This is a genomic window from Bacillus sp. FSL K6-0994 (genome assembly GCF_038630815.1).
Lineage (GTDB): Bacteria > Bacillota > Bacilli > Bacillales > Bacillaceae > Bacillus > Bacillus safensis.
The window spans coordinates 841,911-862,232 of sequence record NZ_CP152043.1; the positions used below are offsets into that span (position 1 = coordinate 841,911).

General features: G+C 40.6%; 20 protein-coding genes, 17 tRNA genes, 1 rRNA gene and 1 pseudogene. 34 read left to right on the forward strand and 5 right to left on the reverse strand.

The annotated features are described in order from the left end of the window. The 20 genes and pseudogenes from rrf to MHB69_RS04315 all read left to right on the forward strand — a co-directional run. A 5S ribosomal RNA gene (rrf, locus tag MHB69_RS04220) occupies positions 1–116 on the forward strand. Positions 117–125: 9 nt separating this feature from the next. Further along, a tRNA-Asn gene (locus tag MHB69_RS04225) sits at positions 126–200 on the forward strand. Positions 201–204: 4 nt separating this feature from the next. Continuing rightward, positions 205–295 (forward strand) — tRNA-Ser (locus MHB69_RS04230). 17 nt (positions 296–312) lie between these two features. Then, positions 313–387 (forward strand) — tRNA-Glu (locus tag MHB69_RS04235). 33 nt (positions 388–420) lie between these two features. Continuing rightward, a tRNA-Val gene (locus MHB69_RS04240) sits at positions 421–496 on the forward strand. 15 nt (positions 497–511) lie between these two features. Next, positions 512–588: transfer RNA gene (locus MHB69_RS04245), tRNA-Met, on the forward strand. Positions 589–592: 4 nt separating this feature from the next. Further along, a tRNA-Asp gene (locus MHB69_RS04250) sits at positions 593–669 on the forward strand. Positions 670–687: 18 nt separating this feature from the next. Next, positions 688–763: transfer RNA gene (locus MHB69_RS04255), tRNA-Phe, on the forward strand. A gap of 6 nt (positions 764–769) precedes the next feature. Beyond that, a tRNA-Thr gene (locus MHB69_RS04260) sits at positions 770–842 on the forward strand. Positions 843–857: 15 nt separating this feature from the next. Then, positions 858–942, forward strand: a tRNA-Tyr gene (locus MHB69_RS04265). A gap of 14 nt (positions 943–956) precedes the next feature. After that, positions 957–1,030, forward strand: a tRNA-Trp gene (locus MHB69_RS04270). Between the two features lie 30 nt (positions 1,031–1,060). Further along, a tRNA-His gene (locus MHB69_RS04275) sits at positions 1,061–1,136 on the forward strand. Between the two features lie 9 nt (positions 1,137–1,145). Then, a tRNA-Gln gene (locus MHB69_RS04280) sits at positions 1,146–1,217 on the forward strand. 7 nt (positions 1,218–1,224) lie between these two features. Then, a tRNA-Gly gene (locus tag MHB69_RS04285) sits at positions 1,225–1,299 on the forward strand. Between the two features lie 5 nt (positions 1,300–1,304). Continuing rightward, positions 1,305–1,375: transfer RNA gene (locus tag MHB69_RS04290), tRNA-Cys, on the forward strand. Positions 1,376–1,389: 14 nt separating this feature from the next. After that, a tRNA-Leu gene (locus MHB69_RS04295) sits at positions 1,390–1,478 on the forward strand. A gap of 36 nt (positions 1,479–1,514) precedes the next feature. After that, positions 1,515–1,596: transfer RNA gene (locus MHB69_RS04300), tRNA-Leu, on the forward strand. Between the two features lie 290 nt (positions 1,597–1,886). Next, positions 1,887–2,312 carry a hypothetical protein gene (locus MHB69_RS04305; protein WP_342496037.1) on the forward strand — a complete coding sequence of 142 codons (426 nt, stop codon included), beginning with the start codon at positions 1,887–1,889 and terminating at the stop codon, positions 2,310–2,312. Positions 2,313–2,734: 422 nt separating this feature from the next. Continuing rightward, entirely contained in the window at positions 2,735–3,529 is a 795-nt protein-coding gene (locus tag MHB69_RS04310) for a phosphotransferase (protein WP_340899134.1), read from the forward strand. Between the two features lie 18 nt (positions 3,530–3,547). Continuing rightward, positions 3,548–3,910: pseudogene (locus MHB69_RS04315) on the forward strand (hypothetical protein); the annotation flags it as partial. Positions 3,911–4,014: 104 nt separating this feature from the next. Here MHB69_RS04315 and MHB69_RS04320 read toward each other — a convergent pair. The 4 genes from MHB69_RS04320 to MHB69_RS04335 form a co-directional block, all read right to left on the reverse strand. Further along, positions 4,015–4,212, reverse strand: coding sequence for a hypothetical protein (locus MHB69_RS04320; RefSeq protein ID WP_034282315.1), 198 nt, complete (start codon positions 4,210–4,212; stop codon positions 4,015–4,017). A gap of 142 nt (positions 4,213–4,354) precedes the next feature. Beyond that, positions 4,355–4,624 (reverse strand): hypothetical protein, encoded by a 270-nt coding sequence (locus MHB69_RS04325; protein WP_034282314.1) that lies wholly within the window; start codon positions 4,622–4,624, stop codon positions 4,355–4,357. A 65-nt stretch (positions 4,625–4,689) separates the two neighbouring features. Continuing rightward, on the reverse strand, positions 4,690–5,379 hold the full coding sequence (locus MHB69_RS04330) for a DUF1963 domain-containing protein (protein ID WP_034282312.1): 690 nt from the start codon (positions 5,377–5,379) through the stop codon (positions 4,690–4,692). Positions 5,380–5,397: 18 nt separating this feature from the next. Beyond that, positions 5,398–6,201 (reverse strand): DUF2262 domain-containing protein, encoded by an 804-nt coding sequence (locus tag MHB69_RS04335; protein ID WP_061109581.1) that lies wholly within the window; start codon positions 6,199–6,201, stop codon positions 5,398–5,400. A gap of 542 nt (positions 6,202–6,743) precedes the next feature. Between MHB69_RS04335 and MHB69_RS04340 the strand changes: the two genes are divergently transcribed. Together MHB69_RS04340 and lepB are read left to right on the forward strand one after the other, a co-directional pair. Beyond that, positions 6,744–8,687, forward strand: coding sequence for an LTA synthase family protein (locus MHB69_RS04340; RefSeq protein ID WP_024427404.1), 1,944 nt, complete (start codon positions 6,744–6,746; stop codon positions 8,685–8,687). 155 nt (positions 8,688–8,842) lie between these two features. Then, positions 8,843–9,409: a signal peptidase I gene (gene lepB, locus MHB69_RS04345; RefSeq protein WP_081124139.1), complete on the forward strand. Its 567-nt coding sequence runs from the start codon at positions 8,843–8,845 to the stop codon at positions 9,407–9,409. A 47-nt stretch (positions 9,410–9,456) separates the two neighbouring features. Here the strand turns inward: lepB and MHB69_RS04350 are convergent, their stop codons facing one another. Next, entirely contained in the window at positions 9,457–10,752 is a 1,296-nt protein-coding gene (locus tag MHB69_RS04350) for a homocysteine synthase (RefSeq protein ID WP_061109582.1), read from the reverse strand. A 265-nt stretch (positions 10,753–11,017) separates the two neighbouring features. Here MHB69_RS04350 and MHB69_RS04355 point away from each other — a divergent pair, with 265 nt between their 5' ends. From MHB69_RS04355 to MHB69_RS04410, 12 genes are all read left to right on the forward strand, one after another. Next, positions 11,018–11,173 (forward strand): FbpB family small basic protein, encoded by a 156-nt coding sequence (locus tag MHB69_RS04355; protein ID WP_029707817.1) that lies wholly within the window; start codon positions 11,018–11,020, stop codon positions 11,171–11,173. A gap of 163 nt (positions 11,174–11,336) precedes the next feature. Then, on the forward strand, positions 11,337–12,104 hold the full coding sequence (locus tag MHB69_RS04360) for an ABC transporter ATP-binding protein (protein WP_024427408.1): 768 nt from the start codon (positions 11,337–11,339) through the stop codon (positions 12,102–12,104). A 14-nt stretch (positions 12,105–12,118) separates the two neighbouring features. Beyond that, the gene (locus MHB69_RS04365; protein WP_342496038.1) at positions 12,119–13,111 is read left to right on the forward strand and encodes an aliphatic sulfonate ABC transporter substrate-binding protein; all 993 of its coding nucleotides are present in this window, start codon (positions 12,119–12,121) and stop codon (positions 13,109–13,111) included. Next, positions 13,108–13,938 (forward strand): ABC transporter permease, encoded by an 831-nt coding sequence (locus MHB69_RS04370; RefSeq protein WP_342489886.1) that lies wholly within the window; start codon positions 13,108–13,110, stop codon positions 13,936–13,938. Before MHB69_RS04365 ends, MHB69_RS04370 begins: the two co-directional genes overlap by 4 nt. A 17-nt stretch (positions 13,939–13,955) precedes the next feature. Next, positions 13,956–15,098, forward strand: coding sequence for an FMNH2-dependent alkanesulfonate monooxygenase (gene ssuD, locus MHB69_RS04375; protein WP_342496039.1), 1,143 nt, complete (start codon positions 13,956–13,958; stop codon positions 15,096–15,098). 538 nt (positions 15,099–15,636) lie between these two features. After that, positions 15,637–15,849, forward strand: a complete 213-nt coding sequence (locus MHB69_RS04380) for a hypothetical protein (RefSeq protein ID WP_012009371.1) — start codon at positions 15,637–15,639, stop codon at positions 15,847–15,849. A 115-nt stretch (positions 15,850–15,964) separates the two neighbouring features. Further along, positions 15,965–16,711, forward strand: coding sequence for an ABC transporter ATP-binding protein (locus MHB69_RS04385; RefSeq protein WP_024427412.1), 747 nt, complete (start codon positions 15,965–15,967; stop codon positions 16,709–16,711). Beyond that, the gene (locus MHB69_RS04390) at positions 16,689–18,155 is read left to right on the forward strand and encodes a hypothetical protein (RefSeq protein WP_034282304.1); all 1,467 of its coding nucleotides are present in this window, start codon (positions 16,689–16,691) and stop codon (positions 18,153–18,155) included. Before MHB69_RS04385 ends, MHB69_RS04390 begins: the two co-directional genes overlap by 23 nt. Further along, positions 18,139–19,044, forward strand: coding sequence for a PqqD family protein (locus MHB69_RS04395; RefSeq protein ID WP_025093297.1), 906 nt, complete (start codon positions 18,139–18,141; stop codon positions 19,042–19,044). Before MHB69_RS04390 ends, MHB69_RS04395 begins: the two co-directional genes overlap by 17 nt. Beyond that, the gene (locus MHB69_RS04400; protein ID WP_024425332.1) at positions 19,041–19,322 is read left to right on the forward strand and encodes a hypothetical protein; all 282 of its coding nucleotides are present in this window, start codon (positions 19,041–19,043) and stop codon (positions 19,320–19,322) included. Before MHB69_RS04395 ends, MHB69_RS04400 begins: the two co-directional genes overlap by 4 nt. Before the next feature lie 61 nt (positions 19,323–19,383). Beyond that, positions 19,384–20,040, forward strand: a complete 657-nt coding sequence (locus MHB69_RS04405) for a hypothetical protein (RefSeq protein WP_120207532.1) — start codon at positions 19,384–19,386, stop codon at positions 20,038–20,040. 127 nt (positions 20,041–20,167) lie between these two features. After that, positions 20,168–20,241: transfer RNA gene (locus MHB69_RS04410), tRNA-Gly, on the forward strand. Positions 20,242–20,322 lie beyond the last annotated feature (81 nt).

The following is a 20,322-nucleotide window of genomic DNA, read 5'->3' on the forward strand; positions in this document are numbered from 1 at the left end:
TCTGGTGATGATGGCGAAGAGGTCACACCCGTTCCCATACCGAACACGGAAGTTAAGCTCTTCAGCGCCGATGGTAGTTGGGGGTTTCCCCCTGTGAGAGTAGGACATCGCCAGGCTTTCTTCATTCCGCAGTAGCTCAGTGGTAGAGCTATCGGCTGTTAACCGATCGGTCGTAGGTTCGAATCCTACCTGCGGAGCCAATTTGGAGAGCTGTCCGAGTGGCCGAAGGAGCACGATTGGAAATCGTGTAGGCGGTAACCCCGTCTCAAGGGTTCGAATCCCTTGCTCTCCGCCACAATTTACATAATAAAGGGCCCGTTGGTCAAGCGGTTAAGACACCGCCCTTTCACGGCGGTAACACGGGTTCGAATCCCGTACGGGTCACCATTTTTATAGAATATACACCAGCATTTTTTATTCGGAGGATTAGCTCAGCTGGGAGAGCATCTGCCTTACAAGCAGAGGGTCGGCGGTTCGAGCCCGTCATCCTCCACCATATCTTTTATATCGTCGCGGGGTGGAGCAGTTCGGTAGCTCGTCGGGCTCATAACCCGAAGGTCGCAGGTTCAAATCCTGCCCCCGCAACCAAAATGGTCCGGTAGTTCAGTTGGTTAGAATGCCTGCCTGTCACGCAGGAGGTCGCGGGTTCGAGTCCCGTCCGGACCGCCATTTTTCAAAAGAATACTTGGCTCGGTAGCTCAGTTGGTAGAGCAACGGACTGAAAATCCGTGTGTCGGCGGTTCGATTCCGTCCCGAGCCACCACTATTTGCCGGTGTAGCTCAACTGGTAGAGCAACTGACTTGTAATCAGTAGGTTGGGGGTTCAAGTCCTCTTGCCGGCACTGTTTTTCAAAAGTGGAGGGGTAGCGAAGTGGCTAAACGCGGCGGACTGTAAATCCGCTCCCTCCGGGTTCGGCGGTTCGAATCCGCCCCCCTCCACCATTTTTTATTTTCATAGGGGCATAGTTTAAAGGTAGAACAGAGGTCTCCAAAACCTCCGGTGTGGGTTCGATTCCTACTGCCCCTGCCAATTTTCTTAATATGATTCATAACATCTATGGCGGTTGTGGCGAAGTGGTTAACGCACCAGATTGTGGCTCTGGCACTCGTGGGTTCGATTCCCATCAATCGCCCCATTTTATTAGTGGGCTATAGCCAAGCGGTAAGGCAACGGACTTTGACTCCGTCATGCGTTGGTTCGAATCCAGCTAGCCCAGTTGATGTGCGGAAGTAGTTCAGTGGTAGAACACCACCTTGCCAAGGTGGGGGTCGCGGGTTCGAATCCCGTCTTCCGCTCCAATAATGGCGGCATAGCCAAGTGGTAAGGCAGAGGTCTGCAAAACCTTTATCCCCGGTTCAAATCCGGGTGTCGCCTTTTTTGAAAAGACTGCCGGGGTGGTGGAATTGGCAGACACACAGGACTTAAAATCCTGCGGTAGGTGACTACCGTGCCGGTTCAAGTCCGGCCCTCGGCACCATGTTTTTTAATATAAGATGCGCTCTTTAATGATCATGCCGGTGTGGCGGAATTGGCAGACGCGCACGACTCAAAATCGTGTTCCTCACGGAGTGCCGGTTCGACCCCGGCCACCGGTATCTAGTTTTAGATATTCTTTATTGTCGTCAATTACAGAAGAATTAAGGAATATCAACGTTTAAAACGTCTTTCTACAAATTGTAGGAGGGCGTTTTTTATTTGTTTTTTAGCTGCTTCTTCATACGACAAAATTACTTCAAATCGCGTTCACTGCTGAAAGGGTGAATTAGCTAAGAGGAACATATTAAGGAGATTAACTTTTACTTTATTGATGGTTGTCTTATTATTAAACTAAAGGGGCAGGATAATTGAAGAAGGATTGGATAAATTGTACACAAGAGGTGTTGTAATGATTACGGTTAAAAATGCTGAAAGTTATCTTAAAGATAGCATTAGTGAAGATAACGATGATATAAAAAAGGTTTGGGAAACATTTAAGGCTTTTTCAAAGGAGACAGTTGAGGGCGAAGAAGATAAAGAAATTTTATTTCAGTGTGGTGTCTATGATTTTACAGGAGAGGACCTATTTCATTTTGACTTTGTACGTCAGTTTACAGTTTATGAAGAAGATGATTATTCTCACATGGAACAACTACACTGTGAATTTTTATTTAAACCAACAAGCGAGTTAAAAAAGTTAAAGGTGGTAGAAGAATGGTCAATGGATTATGACGATATCGATCATTTTTTTAATCATATTGAAAGTATTCATGAGTTTAAAATACCTTTGAGTTTAAAGCCGATAAAATCAGAAATATATCAGGAAGAACTTTAATTCTTTTCATTAACAGGGGCTTTACTTTAAGAGGGTATACCTTGCCTTTTTAGAATAATTTATCACGGAGTGCTGGTTTGACCCCGGCCACCGGTATCTTTTAAAATTTTCATGATTGGTTTTTCCATGAACCTAACGTTTCACCCTCGTGGTAAAACGTTTTTTTGTGGTTTAAATGAGTTATTTAGATAAAAAATAGGAACCTATTAGAAAATAATGAGTATGTACTTCTTTTGGCAGAATAATCTTTAGATGATTTGCAACATTTGATAAGATACATTTAACCATGTAAGGAAACAAAATGGAGCAGCACATTCACATAAAACAGTTGTACTACCTTTGAGTAACTAAATGAATATTTGTGGGTACATACACATCTTTAGCTGACATCAACATGGTGACCCAGTTTGAGGGGAGAATTTATGAAAAAACAAAATGATCATGAGGAGTTATTGACAGGTGGCAATGTCTCGAACGTATATCGTTCTGGAGATACGGTTCGTCGAGAAGTAAAGTCAGACAATATCAATATACGAAAGCTGCTAAAGCATTTAGAAAAAAAGAATTTCTCCTATGCTCCAAAGTTTTTAGGGGTTGATGAACAAGGTAGAGAGGTATTGTCCTTTATTGATGGCGTGGCAGGTCATGATCCTTTAAAAGAATACATGTGTACTCACGATGTTTTAAAAGAAATAGCGAGCATGTTAAGGCTTTATCATGATGCTGTTCAGGACTTCTCCATTTCAGATGATTGGGAACGAATGGACAATACGCCTAACAACATAGAGGTTGTTTGCCATAATGATTTTGCGATGTACAACATCATTTTCAAGGATAAAAAACCAGTAGGGATTATTGATTTTGATGTAGCTGCTCCTGGTCCAAGGCTTTGGGATATCGCATATACCCTTTATACATGTGTGCCTCTCAGTAGATTTTTTCGCACTGAAACAGGGGAGGTCGTGAATTATCTTTCATTAGACCATGCAGACCAGATAAAGCATAGAGTCAAACTGTTTTTTGAATCTTATGGCGAGGAAATAGCAGAAGATTATTTGGATATGGTGCTGCTTCGTTTAGAAGGGATATGTCAGTATATGAAACGACAAGCGTGTGAGGGTGATATCGCTTTTCAAAACATGATTCAAGAAGGACATCTTGAACATTATCAAAAAGACATTCAATTTATTCATGAACATAGAAAAGAATGGATGTAAAGAGGCGGCGTTGTGATCATGCAAACGAAGACGATATTACAGGCTATTATTCAAGACGAGGGAGTAAATGATTATCCTCTTTTTAGACAGTACTGTGTGAGAAAAGAACAGGGCCTGCGTAAAGATGCGCTAAAAGTTCTTCAGTCCTTTATTGAAGAGATGAAGGAGAACGATTTTGAAGAACAGCGTGAATTTGCTGCTTGGCTGTTTGAGTGGATTGAACGGTTTGAGGATGGTCATCATCTGCTTGTGTATCCGCTGGTAAATGGGGTGATCCAGCCTGTTTTTCAAACGTGGGAGAAAGTTGATCCATTGGATGTAAGACCGTATCGCTGGCAAGGTTTGTTTGTACATCAGGGAGAAGGGCTGCCTCATTTATTGTCCATCTGCTTGGCAGTGTCTGACGATATAATATGTTTTCATTGGATACACCTTTCATTGAGTATAAAAAAATCATCCAGTATTGGATGAGGATTTACGAAGATCTAGGTAAGCTTGTTCGTATCTGTTTCTTTATAGGGATCTGTGAGCTTGGAGGTCAGGTCTAGGTTGAACAAAAAATCATCGACGGTGTCTGTGCCAAAGGGAAGTGTGGAGAAGTTGACTGGGATGCTGTCTTCTTGCTTTTCTGAAGTGATTTGCTGTGCAGGCTGCTTTTTTCTCCAGTTCTTAAACAAGCGCATGTGAGGCCCCCTTTTCTTTGAAAAAGATGGATTTATACATAATATACGGGGAGAGTTGTCCAGGCGTCAAATGTTTTCTTCAAAAGGAACGATTCTATTAATAAAACAAGAGCCACAGGAAAGTGCGGCTCTTGTTGTCAGTTTAGAATGCGCGTTGTAATGCTTGCAGTAATTTACGTTCGCATCTTAAGTTGTATCGCTTCTTATGGAGTTTCTCCGTTTTAAACCTGCCTATGACACGTCGAACATCGGGATCATAAATGATGAGCTCCCTGCAAGTTTGTTCATGTAATAGTGTTTGAAACCAGCTATATTTTTTGAGATGTGCTGCGTTCCTCGAGATCTCCTCTTCATCCACTTGTAGAAAAGGGATATACACAGCAAGTGAAAAGATGTCTAGAATGAATCCCATTTTGCTGCCTCCTTTCATTGTTACTCATTACGTTTAGGAGAAGGCGAGGTTTCATTCAATAAACGTTAAAAACAATCCCAGTGCATAAACCATTCTTTTGATTCTTGGTCATAATAGAAATACATCGTGCCGTTATCACCAATCATGAAACGAGGTTTTTCTTCTGAGGCGATTTGGAGCATGAATTCGCCTTGTTGTTGATGGGGCGGGGATTGAATATACGCCCCATATCCACCGATTTTTGTGAACGAATAATTTGTGTATTGATTAAAGAAGTGGTCTGTCGCTTCTTCACTTTCGTTTACTTCTGTTAGGTCCACATATGACCATGCCTCTTCCCAGCAAGGGAAGTCCCTTTGCTCACTTTCGTTCCATTGGATTTGAAAAGCTTTGAGCCCTCTCACTTCTTCAGGAGTTTCAGCTACTTCTAAACCTTCGATTGATGAATATTCAATGAGCTTCCAGCCTTCACCGTTTTTGGTGAGATCAATCGGAAGTGTATTCTGATTAAGAAAAATTTGAATCAGCTTACATTCATTGAAGCCGTTCATTCCTCCTGGCACTTCTGGTAAATAAATTTGTAAAATCGGAATCATGGCTCCATCTTGATCTATCGGCCAGCCTTGATTAGGATCGATGAAAAAATGGCCTGCAAACCAGCTGTGTACAGCTGGATCAGGACGGAAGCCGCCAATTTTGGCGATGACTGGTGTTTTCCCAAACAGATTTAATTCTTGAAAAGCTTTGATTTCCATGGGTTATTCCTCCAGCCTTTAGCCTGCAATATGTGCATCATGAAATGTGCCATTTATATTTCCTTTGACAATAATGACATGCCCCCAAAATAAATCACCGTCATGATAGTAGACTTCAAACTCTCCCTCAGGGTAAACATGCAGGCTTTCAAGTGAAATGCGGCTTATAAATTGATTCATTGTGAGTTCTTCTTGCTCTTCAGCTGATTCGTCTTGTTCCTGCCAATCCTTTGCTAGATCTATCAGCTGATTCGCGGCAAATGATTTAATAGAAGAATCCCATTTGGCCTGTTCTTGCATGAGGTGGTTTGCTGTTCGAAGAGAGTCATTTATTTTTTCATCTTCTTCGAGGTTAAAGTAGAGAAGGCACTCTTCATTGCTCCATTGGATCGTTTTTTCAAATAAGTCTAGTCCTTTTACTAACTCAAAGGTTCCAAGTATGTCATCATGATAATACACAGGCTTTTGGGCTTCTTCTAAAATTTCTTGAAGCGCTTGATCCTGTGTATCTGTATCAATCAAAGATACAAGCATGAATTCACCTTCGCCTTTTCGGACCTGAAGTGTAACGATTGATTCTTTATGTAATTGTGCCTGTTTTTCCCTTAATCCCTCGTCATCTGTTAACCAGCAAAGTCTTACATTTTCGGTTGTGATACGGCCGTTTTCTTTCCAAGCAATCAGTGGAATAGAAGCGGTCCAAAGAGGTGCCTGTCCTGCTTTTCCTGCCCCTACGCCAGAAGGTCCTGTAACAGCAATGATTGTGATTACATCTTCTGAAAATCTCTTTTCAAAAGTGTTGATTTGTTTGTTCATCTTCATGTGATGTCCTCCAGCCTGATTTTTTTTGTCATGAACATATAAGTGTTGTGATCAAGTTCTACCTCTTTATCACACCGCACATCAGTAGGGGAAATCAAGCTTTTTTTGTTTTAAACTGTTTTTTTAGGGAGGTACATGGATTAATGGAGGTTGAGTCACAATAAAAGAAGCATGGATCGAATTTTGTATAAATTTGGGTAAATGAGTCGAAAAGCCTAGGTGATTCTTCCTTTTCTTTATAATTACTTTGACACGAATAGATGAAAAAAGTAAAGTAATACTGAGTGATTTACAAAACCTTCTTCATCCACTAAAACATGAAGTGTGCGTAAATTTAATGTAAATGGATATTTTTCCTTTTATTTACTCGTATTTTTTTTGAAACTTATGATGCTTCTCATTCGTTATATTAAAGGAGCGCATGTATCCGGCGGAGACAGAGCATCGGCATGCTTGGCGAAGAAGATTTACATTTGCAAAATGAATGTAAATTTTTTATGATTTCATTTATATCAGAACGATGATAAGAAAGAAGAGGTTTTATGAAAAAAATATTTGCAAACAAATATAGCTTTTTTGTTTTGGCTGTCCTTTTATTCTGGGCAAAATCGTACACAGCCTACAAAATGGACTTTAATTTAGGAGTAAAAGGTTCTTTTCAAGAGGGGCTTCTCTTATTGAATCCATTTAGTTCAGCCATCGTGTTTTTTGGACTTGCTCTCTTTTTGAAGGGGCGTAAATCTGCCATTGTTTTAATTGTTATTGATTTTATTATGACCGCACTTTTATATGCAAATGTAGCGTATTACCGTTTCTTTGATGACTTTTTGACTTTCTCAACAATGAAGCAGGCAGGAAATCTTGGGGGAGGCATGACTGGCGGTGTGTTAGCAAGCATTAAGCCGCATGACCTTTTATACTTCCTTGATATTATCATCTTGATTGCGATTGTCATTTGGAGACCAGAAGTGAAGAAGTTCCAAATGAAAAAGACGTTTGCACTGCTGATTGTAGCTGCAGGTATTGGCCTGTTCTTTGTAAACCTTCATTTGGCTGAAAAGGATCGTCCAGAATTATTAACGAGAACCTTTGATCATAAGTATGTTGTCAAATACTTAGGTGTTTATAACTATACGATTTATGACGGGGTACAAGCAGCACAAAACGCAACACAGGTAGCCAATGCAAGCAGTGAAGATTTAACGGATGTTGTGAACTATACGTCTTCTCACTATGCGAAGCCAAATGCAGAGTATTTTGGGAAAGCAAAAGGCAAAAACATTATTAAAATTCATTTAGAAAGCTTTCAGTCTTTCTTAATCGACTACAAATTAAATGGAGAAGAAGTGACTCCATTCTTAAACAAGCTGGCTCATGGGAAAGACGACTTTACGTATTTCGATAACTTCTTCCATCAGACTGGTCAAGGGAAGACATCAGATGCTGAGCTGATGATGGATAATAGTATGTTTGGCTTGCCAGAGGGAGCAGCATTTGTGACAAAGGGTGAAAATACCTTCCAATCACTACCTGCCATCCTAGATCAAAAAGCAGGCTATACGAGTGCAGTGCTTCACGGGGACTATAAATCTTTCTGGAACCGTGACACGATTTATAAACATATGGGAATTGATCAATTCTTTGATGCTTCCTATTACAACATGGATGAAGAAAACCTTGTGAATATGGGTCTGAAGGATAAACCGTTCTTCAAAGAATCAATTCCAATGCTAGAATCAATGAAAAAGCCATTTTATGCACATTTAATGACACTGACAAATCACTATCCATTTAATTTAGATGAAAAAGATGCGACAATCGCTAAGGCAACAACTGGCGATAAAACAGTCGATAACTATTTCCAAACAGCAAGATATTTAGATGAGTCATTAGAGCAATTCTTCAAAGACTTGAAAAAATCAGGTATGTATAAAGACTCAGTCATTTTATTATATGGTGACCATAACGGTATTTCTGAGAACCATAACCGTGCAATGAGTGAAATTCAAGGGAAAGAAATCACTCCTTATCAAAATGCACAAAACCAGCGTGTTCCGCTCATGATTCGTATTCCTGGTAAGAAGGGCGGCGTGAACCATACGTATGGTGGTGAAGTCGACGTTATGCCAACACTTCTTCACTTACAAGGTATCGATTCAAATGAATTCGTGAATTTTGGAACAGACCTATTCTCTAAAAAGCATGATGAGACTGTTGCCTTCCGTAATGGAAACTATGTGACACCGAAATACACACTTGTCGATAATACCGTTTATGATACGAAAACAGGTAAAGTGGTGAAACAAAATAAAAAGACAGAGGCGATTAAAGCCCGTGTTGATAATCAGTTAAGTCTTTCAGATAAAGTGCTCTATAGGGATCTACTTCGATTCCATAAGTTATCTGATTTCAAACCAGTGAATCCATCGGATTATTTCTATGGTAAAGCAAACAAAGAAAAAGAAGCGGATTCTTCTGCTAACTAACTGAGTTTTGGGCAAGCACAGAAAGGTGCTTGCCTTTTTCTCTCTCTTCGCTTGATTTGTTGGCAAAATATGTTTATATTTAGGGAGAAACAAGCGTGACGCCGGCTGGCAGCTGGTGACACACATTTCGTCCTTGGGGAATTCAGGAGGAGCTTATGACAACAAATACAAAAACACAAAAAAAGAAATCAGAATTATGGGGCTGGATCAAAGCCATCTTAATCGCATTTATTGCTGTTTTTATCATTCGGAACTTTTTATTCGCACCGTATATTGTGAAAGGGACTTCTATGAAACCAACACTGCAAGACACAGAGCGGGTGTTTGTGAATAAAACGGTTGATTATTTCGGTGATTATAAACGGGGACAGATCATTGTTCTTGATGGGGAAGACCGCAGCACTCATTATGTCAAACGATTGATTGGTTTACCTGGTGATAAAATTGAAATGAAAAATGATCAGCTATATGTTAATGGAAAAAAAGTGGCGGAGCCTTACTTAGCGTCAAACAAAAAGAAAGCAGCTGCAGATGGCACCTTGCTGACACCTGATTTTGGCCCTTTGACTGTTCCAAAAGGAAAGTACTTTGTCATGGGGGACAACCGCCAAAATTCAATGGACAGCCGCAACGGCTTAGGTCTTTTTACAAAGCGTGATATTCAAGGAACTACCTCATTTGTATTTTATCCTTTCCAAGACATTCGATTACTCAATCATTAATAAACAATAAAAAAGCACACGGCCGTGTGCTTTTTTCTATGTCATTGTCATTCAGACTGACTTTTTTTCATCGCCTGTTCAAGATCTTCAAGAATATCTTCAATCGCTTCTGTTCCAACAGATAAACGAATGAGCTCTGGTGTGACACCTGTCGCTTTTTGTTCTGCCTCGCTTAATTGCTGATGCGTTGTGCTGGCAGGGTGAATGATGAGGGATTTAGAATCACCCACGTTTGCGAGATGGGAGAAAAGCTGGACAGAATCAATGAGCTTTTTACCTGCTTCGCGTCCACCTTTAATACCGAATGTGAGGATCGCGCCTTGTCCTTTTGGTAAATAGGTTTGAGCAAGCTCATATGATTCGTGACTTTCAAGACCTGGATAGCTTACCCAATCGACAAGAGGGTGATCCTGTAAGAATTGTGCTGTTTTCAATGCATTTTCACTATGCCGCTCAAGACGAAGGTGTAATGTTTCTAAGCCCTGCAGAAGTAAAAATGAGTTGAATGGCGACAGAGCTGCCCCTAAATCACGTAATAGCTGTACTCGTGCTTTTGTGATATAAGCCGCTTCTCCAATTGCTTCTGTATAGGTCAGCCCGTGATAGCTTGGATCTGGTTCAGTCAGCCCTTTAAACTTATCGCTGTCAGCCCAAGGGAATCGGCCGCTATCAACGATGACGCCGCCAATTGATGTACCATGACCGCCAATAAATTTCGTCGCTGAGTGGACGACAATGTCTGCACCGAATTCAATAGGTCTTAATAAATAAGGGCTGGCGAGTGTATTGTCAACAATAAGCGGGATATGATGCTTGTGTGCAATGGCTGAGATGGCTTCAATATGTAAAATGTCGCCTTTTGGATTCCCAATGCTCTCTGCATAAACTGCCTTTGTTTTGTCAGTGATCGCTGCTTCGAGTTCTTCAAGGTTGGATGAATCGACAAATTTTACAGTAATTCCGAGTTTTTTGAGTGTATGGGCAAATAAATTGTAGGTGCCGCCATAAAGACTGCTTGAGGAAACGATTTCATCTCCGGCTCCTGCGATGTTTAAAATAGAATAAGTCGTCGCTGCTTGTCCAGAAGAAACAGCAAGTGCACCAATTCCACCTTCAAGCTCAGCGATACGCTTTTCAAATACGTCATTTGTAGGGTTCATAATACGTGAATAAATATTTCCCGGTTCCTGAAGACCAAATAAATTCGCTGCATGCTCACTGTCTCTAAAACCAAATGAGCTCGTTTGGTAAATAGGCACGGCTCTTGAATAGGTCGCTGAATCAAGCTCCTGACCTGCGTGAATGGCTTTTGTTTCTAAACGAAATGGACGTTCTTCTGACATGTGTGTATCCTCCTTTTGTTAGATAAAACCAACTGTTTTGATAAGAAATATTTAATAAGACTATAAATCTTGTTCCCTGCTCGGTCAATCATTTTTTAGATAAATCTGAAAAAACAATAAATATAGTTGACAGGTAGGAATAGTGTGTATTAACATGAGCATACTGAAAACACGAACAAGAATGGCTGATCGGTCAACCGAAGGCTCTATCACTCAAATATGAGTGAAGAGCCTTTTTTTATTTGAATGAGAAAGGATGAAGAAGATGGAAAAAAAGAAAAAACGAAAAAAATACAGAAAACATATGGATCTGACACTCGATATCTTGATTGAGCGGAACAAATATGAGATTTACAGTAACAAGGAACGAATAGAAGCGATTTACGATCGGATTGATGAAAAGCATACAAGGACAAAATAACCATTTTATAAATTTGAGTTGATTTATGGGATTAATATGATTTAGGATGGTGCTAACAAATCAATATGATTAGCTGATCGGACAACACGAAGGCTCTTATCTCTTTTTTGGGATAAGGGCCTTTCTGTGTATTTATCTGATCGTAAGAGGAGTGGAGGTTTCAATGACGATTTCAATTGATATTGTGGATAAATCCTTTTGGAAAGACAAACAGACCATTCGGGTACTTGAAGACTTAAGATTGAGCATTATTCCCGGTGAATTTGTGACAGTGATAGGTCCGAGCGGATGTGGGAAAAGTACATTGCTAAAGATCATAAGCGGCCTCGACACAGCGTATGATGGGCAAATTTTGATAGGAGGCAGACGGATCACAGAACCAGGAATGAAACAGGGCTTTATCTTTCAGGAACACCGCCTGTTTCCATGGCTGACGGTTGAAGAAAACATAGCGGCCAATTTCAATTTAAAACAACAGGATGTACGCCGCAAAGTGGATGAATTGATTGAAATTGTTCGATTAAAAGGATTTGAACATGCTTATCCACATGAGCTTTCAGGAGGAATGTCACAACGGGTTGCCATTGCGAGAGCACTCCTTCGTGATCCGGAGATCTTATTGCTTGATGAACCATTTGGTGCGCTGGATGCATTCACACGAAAGCACTTGCAGGATGTGCTGCTGGACATTTGGCAGGAGAAAAAAACAACGATGATGCTCGTAACTCATGATATTGATGAATCGATTTATTTAGGAAATGAAATTGTGCTAATGCAAGCGAGACCTGGCCGAATCCATAAGATTCTTCCTGTGAACCTGCCTTTTCCGCGTGATAGAACGTCAACCGCTTTTCAAAGCTTAAGACAAAAGGTGCTTTCAGAATTTGAGAAAACAGATGAATTGTTACTAACCGATGGCTTAGGGATTTAGGGAGGGGAAATCGCATGAAAAAGAAACAAATGATCGTTATCTTTTTGAGTCTGCTGCTTGTTTTAGCAGGGTGTGATCAAGCAGCAGACGGCTCGGAAAACAAGGTGAAAGAAATTAGGATTGGAATTCAGCAAAGTTTGAGCCCGCTGCTTTTAGCAAAGGAAAAGGGGTGGTTTGAACAATCATTTGAAAAAGAAGGAGTGAAGGTAAAGTGGGTGGAGTTTCAAAGTGGACCTCCCCAATTTGAAGGACTTGCTGCAAATCAATTAGATTTCACGCAAGTTGGAAACTCACCTGTTATAGCAGGTCAGGCAGCTGGTATTGATTTTAAGGAAATTGGTTTATCTCAGGATGGGCTGAAAGCGAACGGTATTTTAGTGAATAAGAACAGTGAGATTCAAAAAGTAGAAGACTTAAAAGGGAAAAAAATTGCTGTCGCTAAAGGGAGCAGCGGCTTTGACTTTTTATACAAAGTATTAGATCAGGCAGGTTTATCTGCGAAGGATGTTCAGATCATTCAGCTTCAGCCAGATGAAGCGATATCAGCATTTGAAAATGGGTCCGTTGATGCTTGGTCGATCTGGGAGCCGTTCTTATCACTTGAAACGATAAAGAAAGGAGCAAAGCTGCTGGTGAATGGGGAAGCGACCGATTTATATTCTCCAGGTTTCACACTTGTTCGAACTCAGTTTGCTGTTCAGCATCCTGAACTAGTGGTGAAATTCTTAAAGGTATATGACCATGCGGTGAAGTGGCAGAAATCACATCCAGAAGAGGCTGTTACTCTATATGCGCGTTTAAAAAATTTAGATAAGAAGGTTGTCACACAAGTATTAAACAATACGGAGCCACTCAATAAGCCCATTTCTAAGAAGATCATCAATGCCCAGCAGCATACCGCTGATTTTCAATACAAAAAAAAGGCGATCCAGCGGAAAATTGATGTTAATCAGGTTGTAGATAATTCGTTTATTGAAAAAATGCTGAAAGAGGAGATGGATGAATGAAAGCTGTATCGAATCCGGCTTTAGCATCTAAAATCGAGCGGGCAAAGAAAAAAAGGAGAAAAGCTTCTTCTTTATATAAGTTAAAGGGACTGGTATTACCTGTTCTACTTATTGCGGTTTGGCAGATCATAGCTGGTTCTCAAATTGTTTCTTCCACTGTACTTCCAGCGCCTGTCTTGATTGCAGAATCTTTTCGAGATTTATTTCGTTCTGGTGAACTGTTTGGCCATCTATACATCAGCATTTATCGAGCGATATGTGGATTTTTACTTGGGGGAGGTTTAGGTCTTTTGCTGGGCGTATGCGTAGGGTTTTCTAAAAAAACAGAGCAGTATGTAGATCCGACCTTGCAAATGCTGAGAACCGTTCCACATTTAGCGGTCACTCCTTTATTCATCCTCTGGTTTGGTTTTGATGAAACAGCGAAAATTTTATTGATTGCACTTGGGGCTTTTTTTCCGATTTATATTAATACGTTTCTAGGTATTCGCAGTGTAGACAATAAGCTGTTTGATGTGGCTCGCGTCTTAGAGTTTAATGTGTATCAAAGCATCACAAAGCTGATTTTACCGGCTGCTCTTCCTCATATTCTTCTGGGCGTGAGGCTGTCATTAGGAATTGCTTGGCTTGGTTTAGTGGTAGCTGAGTTGATGGGTTCAAGCAGCGGGGTCGGCTATATGATTATGGATGCAAGGCAATTCTCTCAAACGGATAAAGTGTTTGTAGGAATTATCATCTTTGCAGTAGTAGGTAAGCTGACAGATTCATTTGTACGTCTGTTAGAAAAGCGTCTGCTCAAGTGGCGCACTAGTTATCAAGGTGAATAATAACAGGGGGCGATGTCATGAATATTTTATGGTTTATTCCAACGCATGGAGACGGCCGTTATTTAGGATCAGCGAAAGGGGCAAGACAGGCAGACTATCCATATTTTAAACAGATTGCTCAAGCAGCTGATCAGCTTGGTTATACAGGGGTCTTGCTGCCTACTGGGAGATCCTGTGAAGATCCATGGCTGACGGCAGCTGCTTTAGCTGCGGAAACCACTCATTTAAAGTTTCTCGTGGCTCTTAGACCAGGGCTGATGCAGCCGTCTGTTGCTGCTAGAATGACGTCTACATTAGATCGTCTTTCAGGCGGGAGACTGCTGATTAATGTGGTAGCAGGGGGAAGTAAAGAGGAGCTTGAAGGAGATGGGCTGTTCATTTCTCATGATGAACGCTATGAGGCAACAGAAGAGTTTTTGACGATTTGGAAGCGGTTATTGAAAGGAGAAAATGTACAATTTCATGGCAAACATCTACAAGCAGAAAATGGCCGGCTGTTATTCCCACCAGCTCAAACCCCCCATCCACCAGTCTTTTTTGGCGGATCATCAGCAGCAGGAATTCAAGCAGCCGCCAAGCATACAGATGTTTATTTAACTTGGGGCGAACCGCCTGCACAAGTGAAAGAGAAAATTACACAAGTGAAGAAGCAGGCTGAAAAGGAAGGAAGAACGGTGAAGTTTGGCATTCGTCTTCATGTGATTGTGAGAGATACCGAAGAGGAGGCATGGCAGGCAGCGGAACATCTGATTCGTCATTTAGATCAAAAAACCATTGATGAAGCGCAAAAAGTGTTACAGAGGATGGACTCAGTAGGTCAAAGACGAATGGTGGAATTGCACCAAGGGAGGAAAGACAAACTTGAAATCAGCCCAAATCTTTGGGCAGGCATTGGTTTAGTACGCGGCGGTGCAGGAACAGCACTCGTCGGAGATCCGCAAACAGTAGCAGATCGTATCATAGAATACCAGTCTCTAGGCATTGATACATTTATATTTTCTGGATACCCGCACCTAGAAGAAGCTTATTATTTAGCAGAGCTTGTTTTCCCTCTCCTTCCATTTAAGAGATCTGGGGATACAGGACTCTCTGTGCCAGCCGGTGAAATCATTGGGAACAATCATTTTCCAGATGCAGCCTCTGCTGCTAGTTCCTCATAAATTTGAAAAAGCAAAGCAGTCTGCCATGGCTGCTTTGCTTTTTTCATAGAATAGGCGAGTCATTTGTTGTGTAGTGCTGAACAAGGTAAGGGCTTTTTTCCCAATCGATTTTCTTGTATATACATATTTTTAGAGTCAAGAGAAGAAGGAAAATGTGCTCACTCTTTTATCGGAATGATCAGTAAATATTTCATAATTGGCATTATTGCGACATATAATCAGGACTTTTATATCTGATATCTCGGGGGAATTCTTTCTATCTCACAAAAAGGAAAGAATAAATATGATAGATGATAAATATGGACTATTTGAAAAAAAGAAGAAAAAAGATGGCGAAAATGACATTAAATGGGTTTTGTGGTTCTTATGGGGTGTCAAAATCTAGTGAATAAGAGAGGGTTTAAACAGATGGAAGTGAATAATTGAATAAAAAGTCACATTTTAATCAAATGTATGTTCGGTCAAAAATGGGATGTTCTGTAGATGTTTGGCGTGTGACGCCTATGATACGATCATCATAAGCTGGGAGGTGAAAAGTATGACTTATGCAGCGCCGCAAGTTGACTATTCCACTATGGAACCTGCTATTATGGACCAAGCTTGGTTCTTAGTATTTGTTGCTGTCCTTCTTGGATTGGGAGCAACAGTCGTTCTAGGAGCAGCAGTTTGGTGTATCGCAAACGGCAAGGGCAGCTTTACAGGAGCCGTTCAGTGGGAAAGTGGCTTAAAAGTCCAAATTGAATGTAAGTAGCTATACTTAGGATTCATCTTTTTGCTTCTTAGATAAGACACCAGGGCTAAACCGTCTGTGGCGGGCGGTTTAGCCTGATCTGTTTTTAAAGAATATGCAGACACTTGGAGGTTATATGTTTACGATCGAGAATTTAACCAAGACGTATAAAAATAACGTGACTGCTGTCAATGATTTTCATTTAAAGATCGACCCTCATCAAATCGTTGCTGTTGCTGGACCGAATGGTTCGGGTAAAACAACGATGATTAACTGTATACTCGGCATTATTAAGCATACAGAAGGAAGGGTTCACTTGCAGGACGTCACAAATGATGAACCATCCTTTAAAAAACAAGTAGCCTATGTTCCAGATGACCTGCTGCTCCCTGAAGCATTGACTGGTGCTGAATATTTAGATTTTGTTTCTTCTATGTATGAATGTAAAACAATTCATAGAAGAAATCAACTAATTGAACTGTTTGATATGGACTCGGCTTTATCAAGACCGATCGAAACCTATTCACATGGGATGAAAAAAAAGACACAGCTGATTGCTGCATTTATGCTTGATAGTCAATTGGTGATCATGGATGAGCCCTTTAGAGGACTTGATATTGAAGCGGTTATAAACACAAAGAAACTGATGAAGCGGTATGCCGAGCACCATGGTGCGATCTTGCTTTCAACGCATGATATGCTTTCAGCGGAAGAGCTGTGCCACAAAATCGCCATTATTTCTAAAGGAAATAAAATGGATGAAGGAACGGTCTCAGCCTTAAAGGAGAAGTATCAATCAAGCACACTGGAACAGGTGTTTCTGAAAGCTTCAATGTTAAGTGATAGGGGTGCACATTTTGATGAAATCATTAATCATTTCTAAAATGATGCTTAAAATGTGGCAGCAGGAGATGTATAAGCTCTTTGATACTCAAACGAAGCGGATCATTGTGGTCTTATTCTTTTTGTTTGCCGTCACAATGGGAGCCATTATCGGATACAGCTTTACAGGTGTCTTTATGAAGGCTTTCTTAAATGGAGATGAACGTTCACTTGGATTACTCGTCGTGTCAATGGCGATCAATGCTTCTATATTTACAAGCTTGTTATTCGTTTTGATCAAGGTCAGAACACCTGAACAAGACCGGTTTTCTATGCAGCTCAGCTGGTTCCCGCTCTCTACCTTTCAGAAAAGTTTTGGATACTTCATTCCGATGGTGACAGTGGTGGCAGGGCTTGTTTTATTTTTTATCGGCATTCTGCTTTTACCTAATTTTATTGCCCAGGGAATTGGTATTTTTTTTATCTTCACTTTCTTTTTGATGGTGCTTTTGCAGTCGCTTTTTGTCTTAATGTTGCTCCAGTTTATTTACAATATCACTTATTTACTCGTTTTGAAATTAAAATTACCGTTGCAAAAATTTGCAGCGATATTTGTTTTATTGGCACTGGTCGTGGCGTATGGATTGACGCATTTTGATATTAGTCAAATTCAGCAATCATATATTCAGTTTGATTATCATTTGATGTATTTGACAGCACCGTTTTTCTTAGCGGCACAAGGAATGCCTCCTGAAGGGGTAAATTATGCCATTTTGATTCTGTTCATCCTCTTATCGGCAGGCGGGGCATTTCTTTCTCTTGCGATGATGCCGATTATGGCAGAGAAAAAAGCGCTAACCTTTTTACACAAGCTGCCGTTCTCTTCTTCAAAGAAGTGGTCGCTTATTGTGAAGGAAATGAAGTCACAGGTGCGAAATGAAGAAAACATTTTAAACTTTCTTATTCTCCTCATTGTGATCTTATTCGTCCGTTATCAGTTTGGATTCCGCTTTGAAGATGAAGCATTTTTTGTTCTATGCGCTCTTGCTGGTTTAACAGCCTTCAATTCGTTTGGCAATGATAAACGAATGCTGGGCATGTATAAAACATTTGGTCTGAGATCTTGGGAAGTGGCTTTATATAAATTTATCGGCCTTCTGCTCGTAGGTGTACTGCAAATTGTTTTATTCATGCTGACAACGCTGACGCTTCCTGATCAGATTTGGCACGCATTGATTGGTGCTGCTGTCTTATGCAATGCCACTGCGCTCTTTTATGTGGTAGGTATCTTACTTCCTCTAGATCGAAACAATCCCTACACAGGCATTTTTTCATTTGGAGCGCTTATTTTACTCATGATTCCGATTGTTTTTATTGGGAACTATGTCATAGGGGCGTCTAGTCAAGCGCTTCAGTGGCTGCTTATGGCTGCATTTGAGGGTCTGCTCATCTTTGCCATATACAAAGGTTTTTCATGGAGGTATTCACATGATTCAACTTCTTAACAATAAGCTAAAGATTGAGCGGGTACCGGCACTAGCGCCGTATGTGACCTTACAAAAGAGGCATCTCACGGATACGCAGTATGGAAGCACACTCCCGATCAATGAAAGTGCCTATCATATGTTAACGAAAGTGGACGGTAAAAGAACTGAAGCGAGTATTACCGCAGAGCTCGCCGATTTGTTTCAGGTCGATGAGTCGGTGATTGCTCGTGACTTTTATCAGCTGATGATGGGATTGAATCAGCATCACTTGCTGTCTATTCATTATCATTCACCATATCGGATTGTGACAGCCTGCTGTCAATTTTTCAAGCAGTATCAAGTCAAAATGAAGGAACGATTTGATTGTACTGGTCACTCGTTCCTTCACATTTTTGGGACGGCTTTGCTCATGGTGACACGTAAAATCATCTTTTTCTGGATGCTTTTCATGGTCATGGCAGGGATCGCTTTTTTATTCATTCCTGATCCGTCGATTGCAGCCATTGCGATTTATTTTACGATTATTTATTTCGGGTTAATTACCGGAACCGCCTTACATGAGGCGGCACATGGCTATGCGCATCGAAAATTTGCAGGGCGGGATGGGCCTCAAGGCTTTTTTGCGAGTGACATGATGTCAGTGAAGTTTGTAAGGCCCGTATTAGATCCATTTCAGAAAAAGCAGGTATGGATTACGCTGCTTGGTCCGCTTGTTCCCGGTGTGATTGGCGCAGCAGGCATCATTGTGACCATTTTATTTCTAAAAGAAAACCCGGTTTCGACAGCTTTTTTCATTTTTTCAATCACGTATTTTATTCAATTACTCTATCTTCTTCCGTTTATGGGGGATGGTAAGTCCATTATGAAGCAGCTATTGCTTGGGGGAATGGGAGGACAACGATCATGAACGTACAGGCGATGAAACAAGGCGCGATAGTTGGTAGTTTTCTCGGATTCTTAGGCTTTCCGATGCTGACAATCGGCGTACTGTTCTATCATTTATTTCAATCAAAAACGAATGATGCTTTATTATTTAACAGTCTCGCTTTTGAAATGGAAGGCTCGTCCGCATTTACTTTTCAGATCAAGCCTAACTTTTTTATTTATATGATGGTGATTTTTGCTGTGAGTTTTCTCATTGTGGCATTCCTATCAGCCATGAAACAGAAAAAAGCAAAAGGTTAGGAGAATTCTCCTAACCTTTTTTTAGTATAATAGGAAATAAAAAACACCAAAGGGGATCACAATGTTTAAAAAATGGAGCATTCTTTTATTCACAGTTTTTCTATTAGCAGGATGCGGCGAGAAGGCCGAAGAAACCACGACAACCGAGAAGACGGTTTCGACCATAAAAACAGAGCCTGCCACTAAAAACCAAGTAACCATCGAACAAATGAAACTCTCAAAAAAAGAAAAAAACTTACTAGAAGCAGCAACGGCTAATGAAAAGGTGGCTCTGACACTGAAAGGATTAACGAAGAAGAATAAGAGTATTACGTTTATCGGGAGTCATTACAAAAATGGACGATTAGTGAATAAGGAAGCATCATCTGCTACCTTTTCTTTACACCAGGATGGAACCGACCAAACGGTGAATGTACTTCTTCAATTACATCATGAGAAAGATACATATGAATCACAATTTAGTATTTGGTCAAATAAAAAGAATGATGGGATGACGAAAGCGACATCAAGCTTCCCGTTCAAAGTAAGTGACTATGTATTTTCTGCACAATCTGAAACTGTCAAAGTTGCTTCCGGAGGAAAGGCACTGATTGCGTATACAGCGGCGATGGGGAAAGACGGGGGTTCAACAATATTTGAAGAGATTGAGGAGAATCCAAAGCAAGCACTGAAGAATAAGTCACATGCATACTTATTTTATATCCAGCTAGATAAATAACTATTGTAATATATACGGAGAATATGAAGTTTTTTGACGAAAAATTTTCATATTCTCTTGACGAATTGTTAAGAAAGTTGTAACATAATAAAAGTCAACGCGATGACGTTGCTTTTAAAAGATTGATGCGGGTGTAGTTTAGTGGTAAAACCTCAGCCTTCCAAGCTGATGTCGTGAGTTCGATTCTCATCACCCGCTCCAATACATAATTTTGTTTATAACGCAGTATTTCGTTTCTTAGATAAACGAAGTGTTGCGTTTTTTATTATGTCAGTATAATGT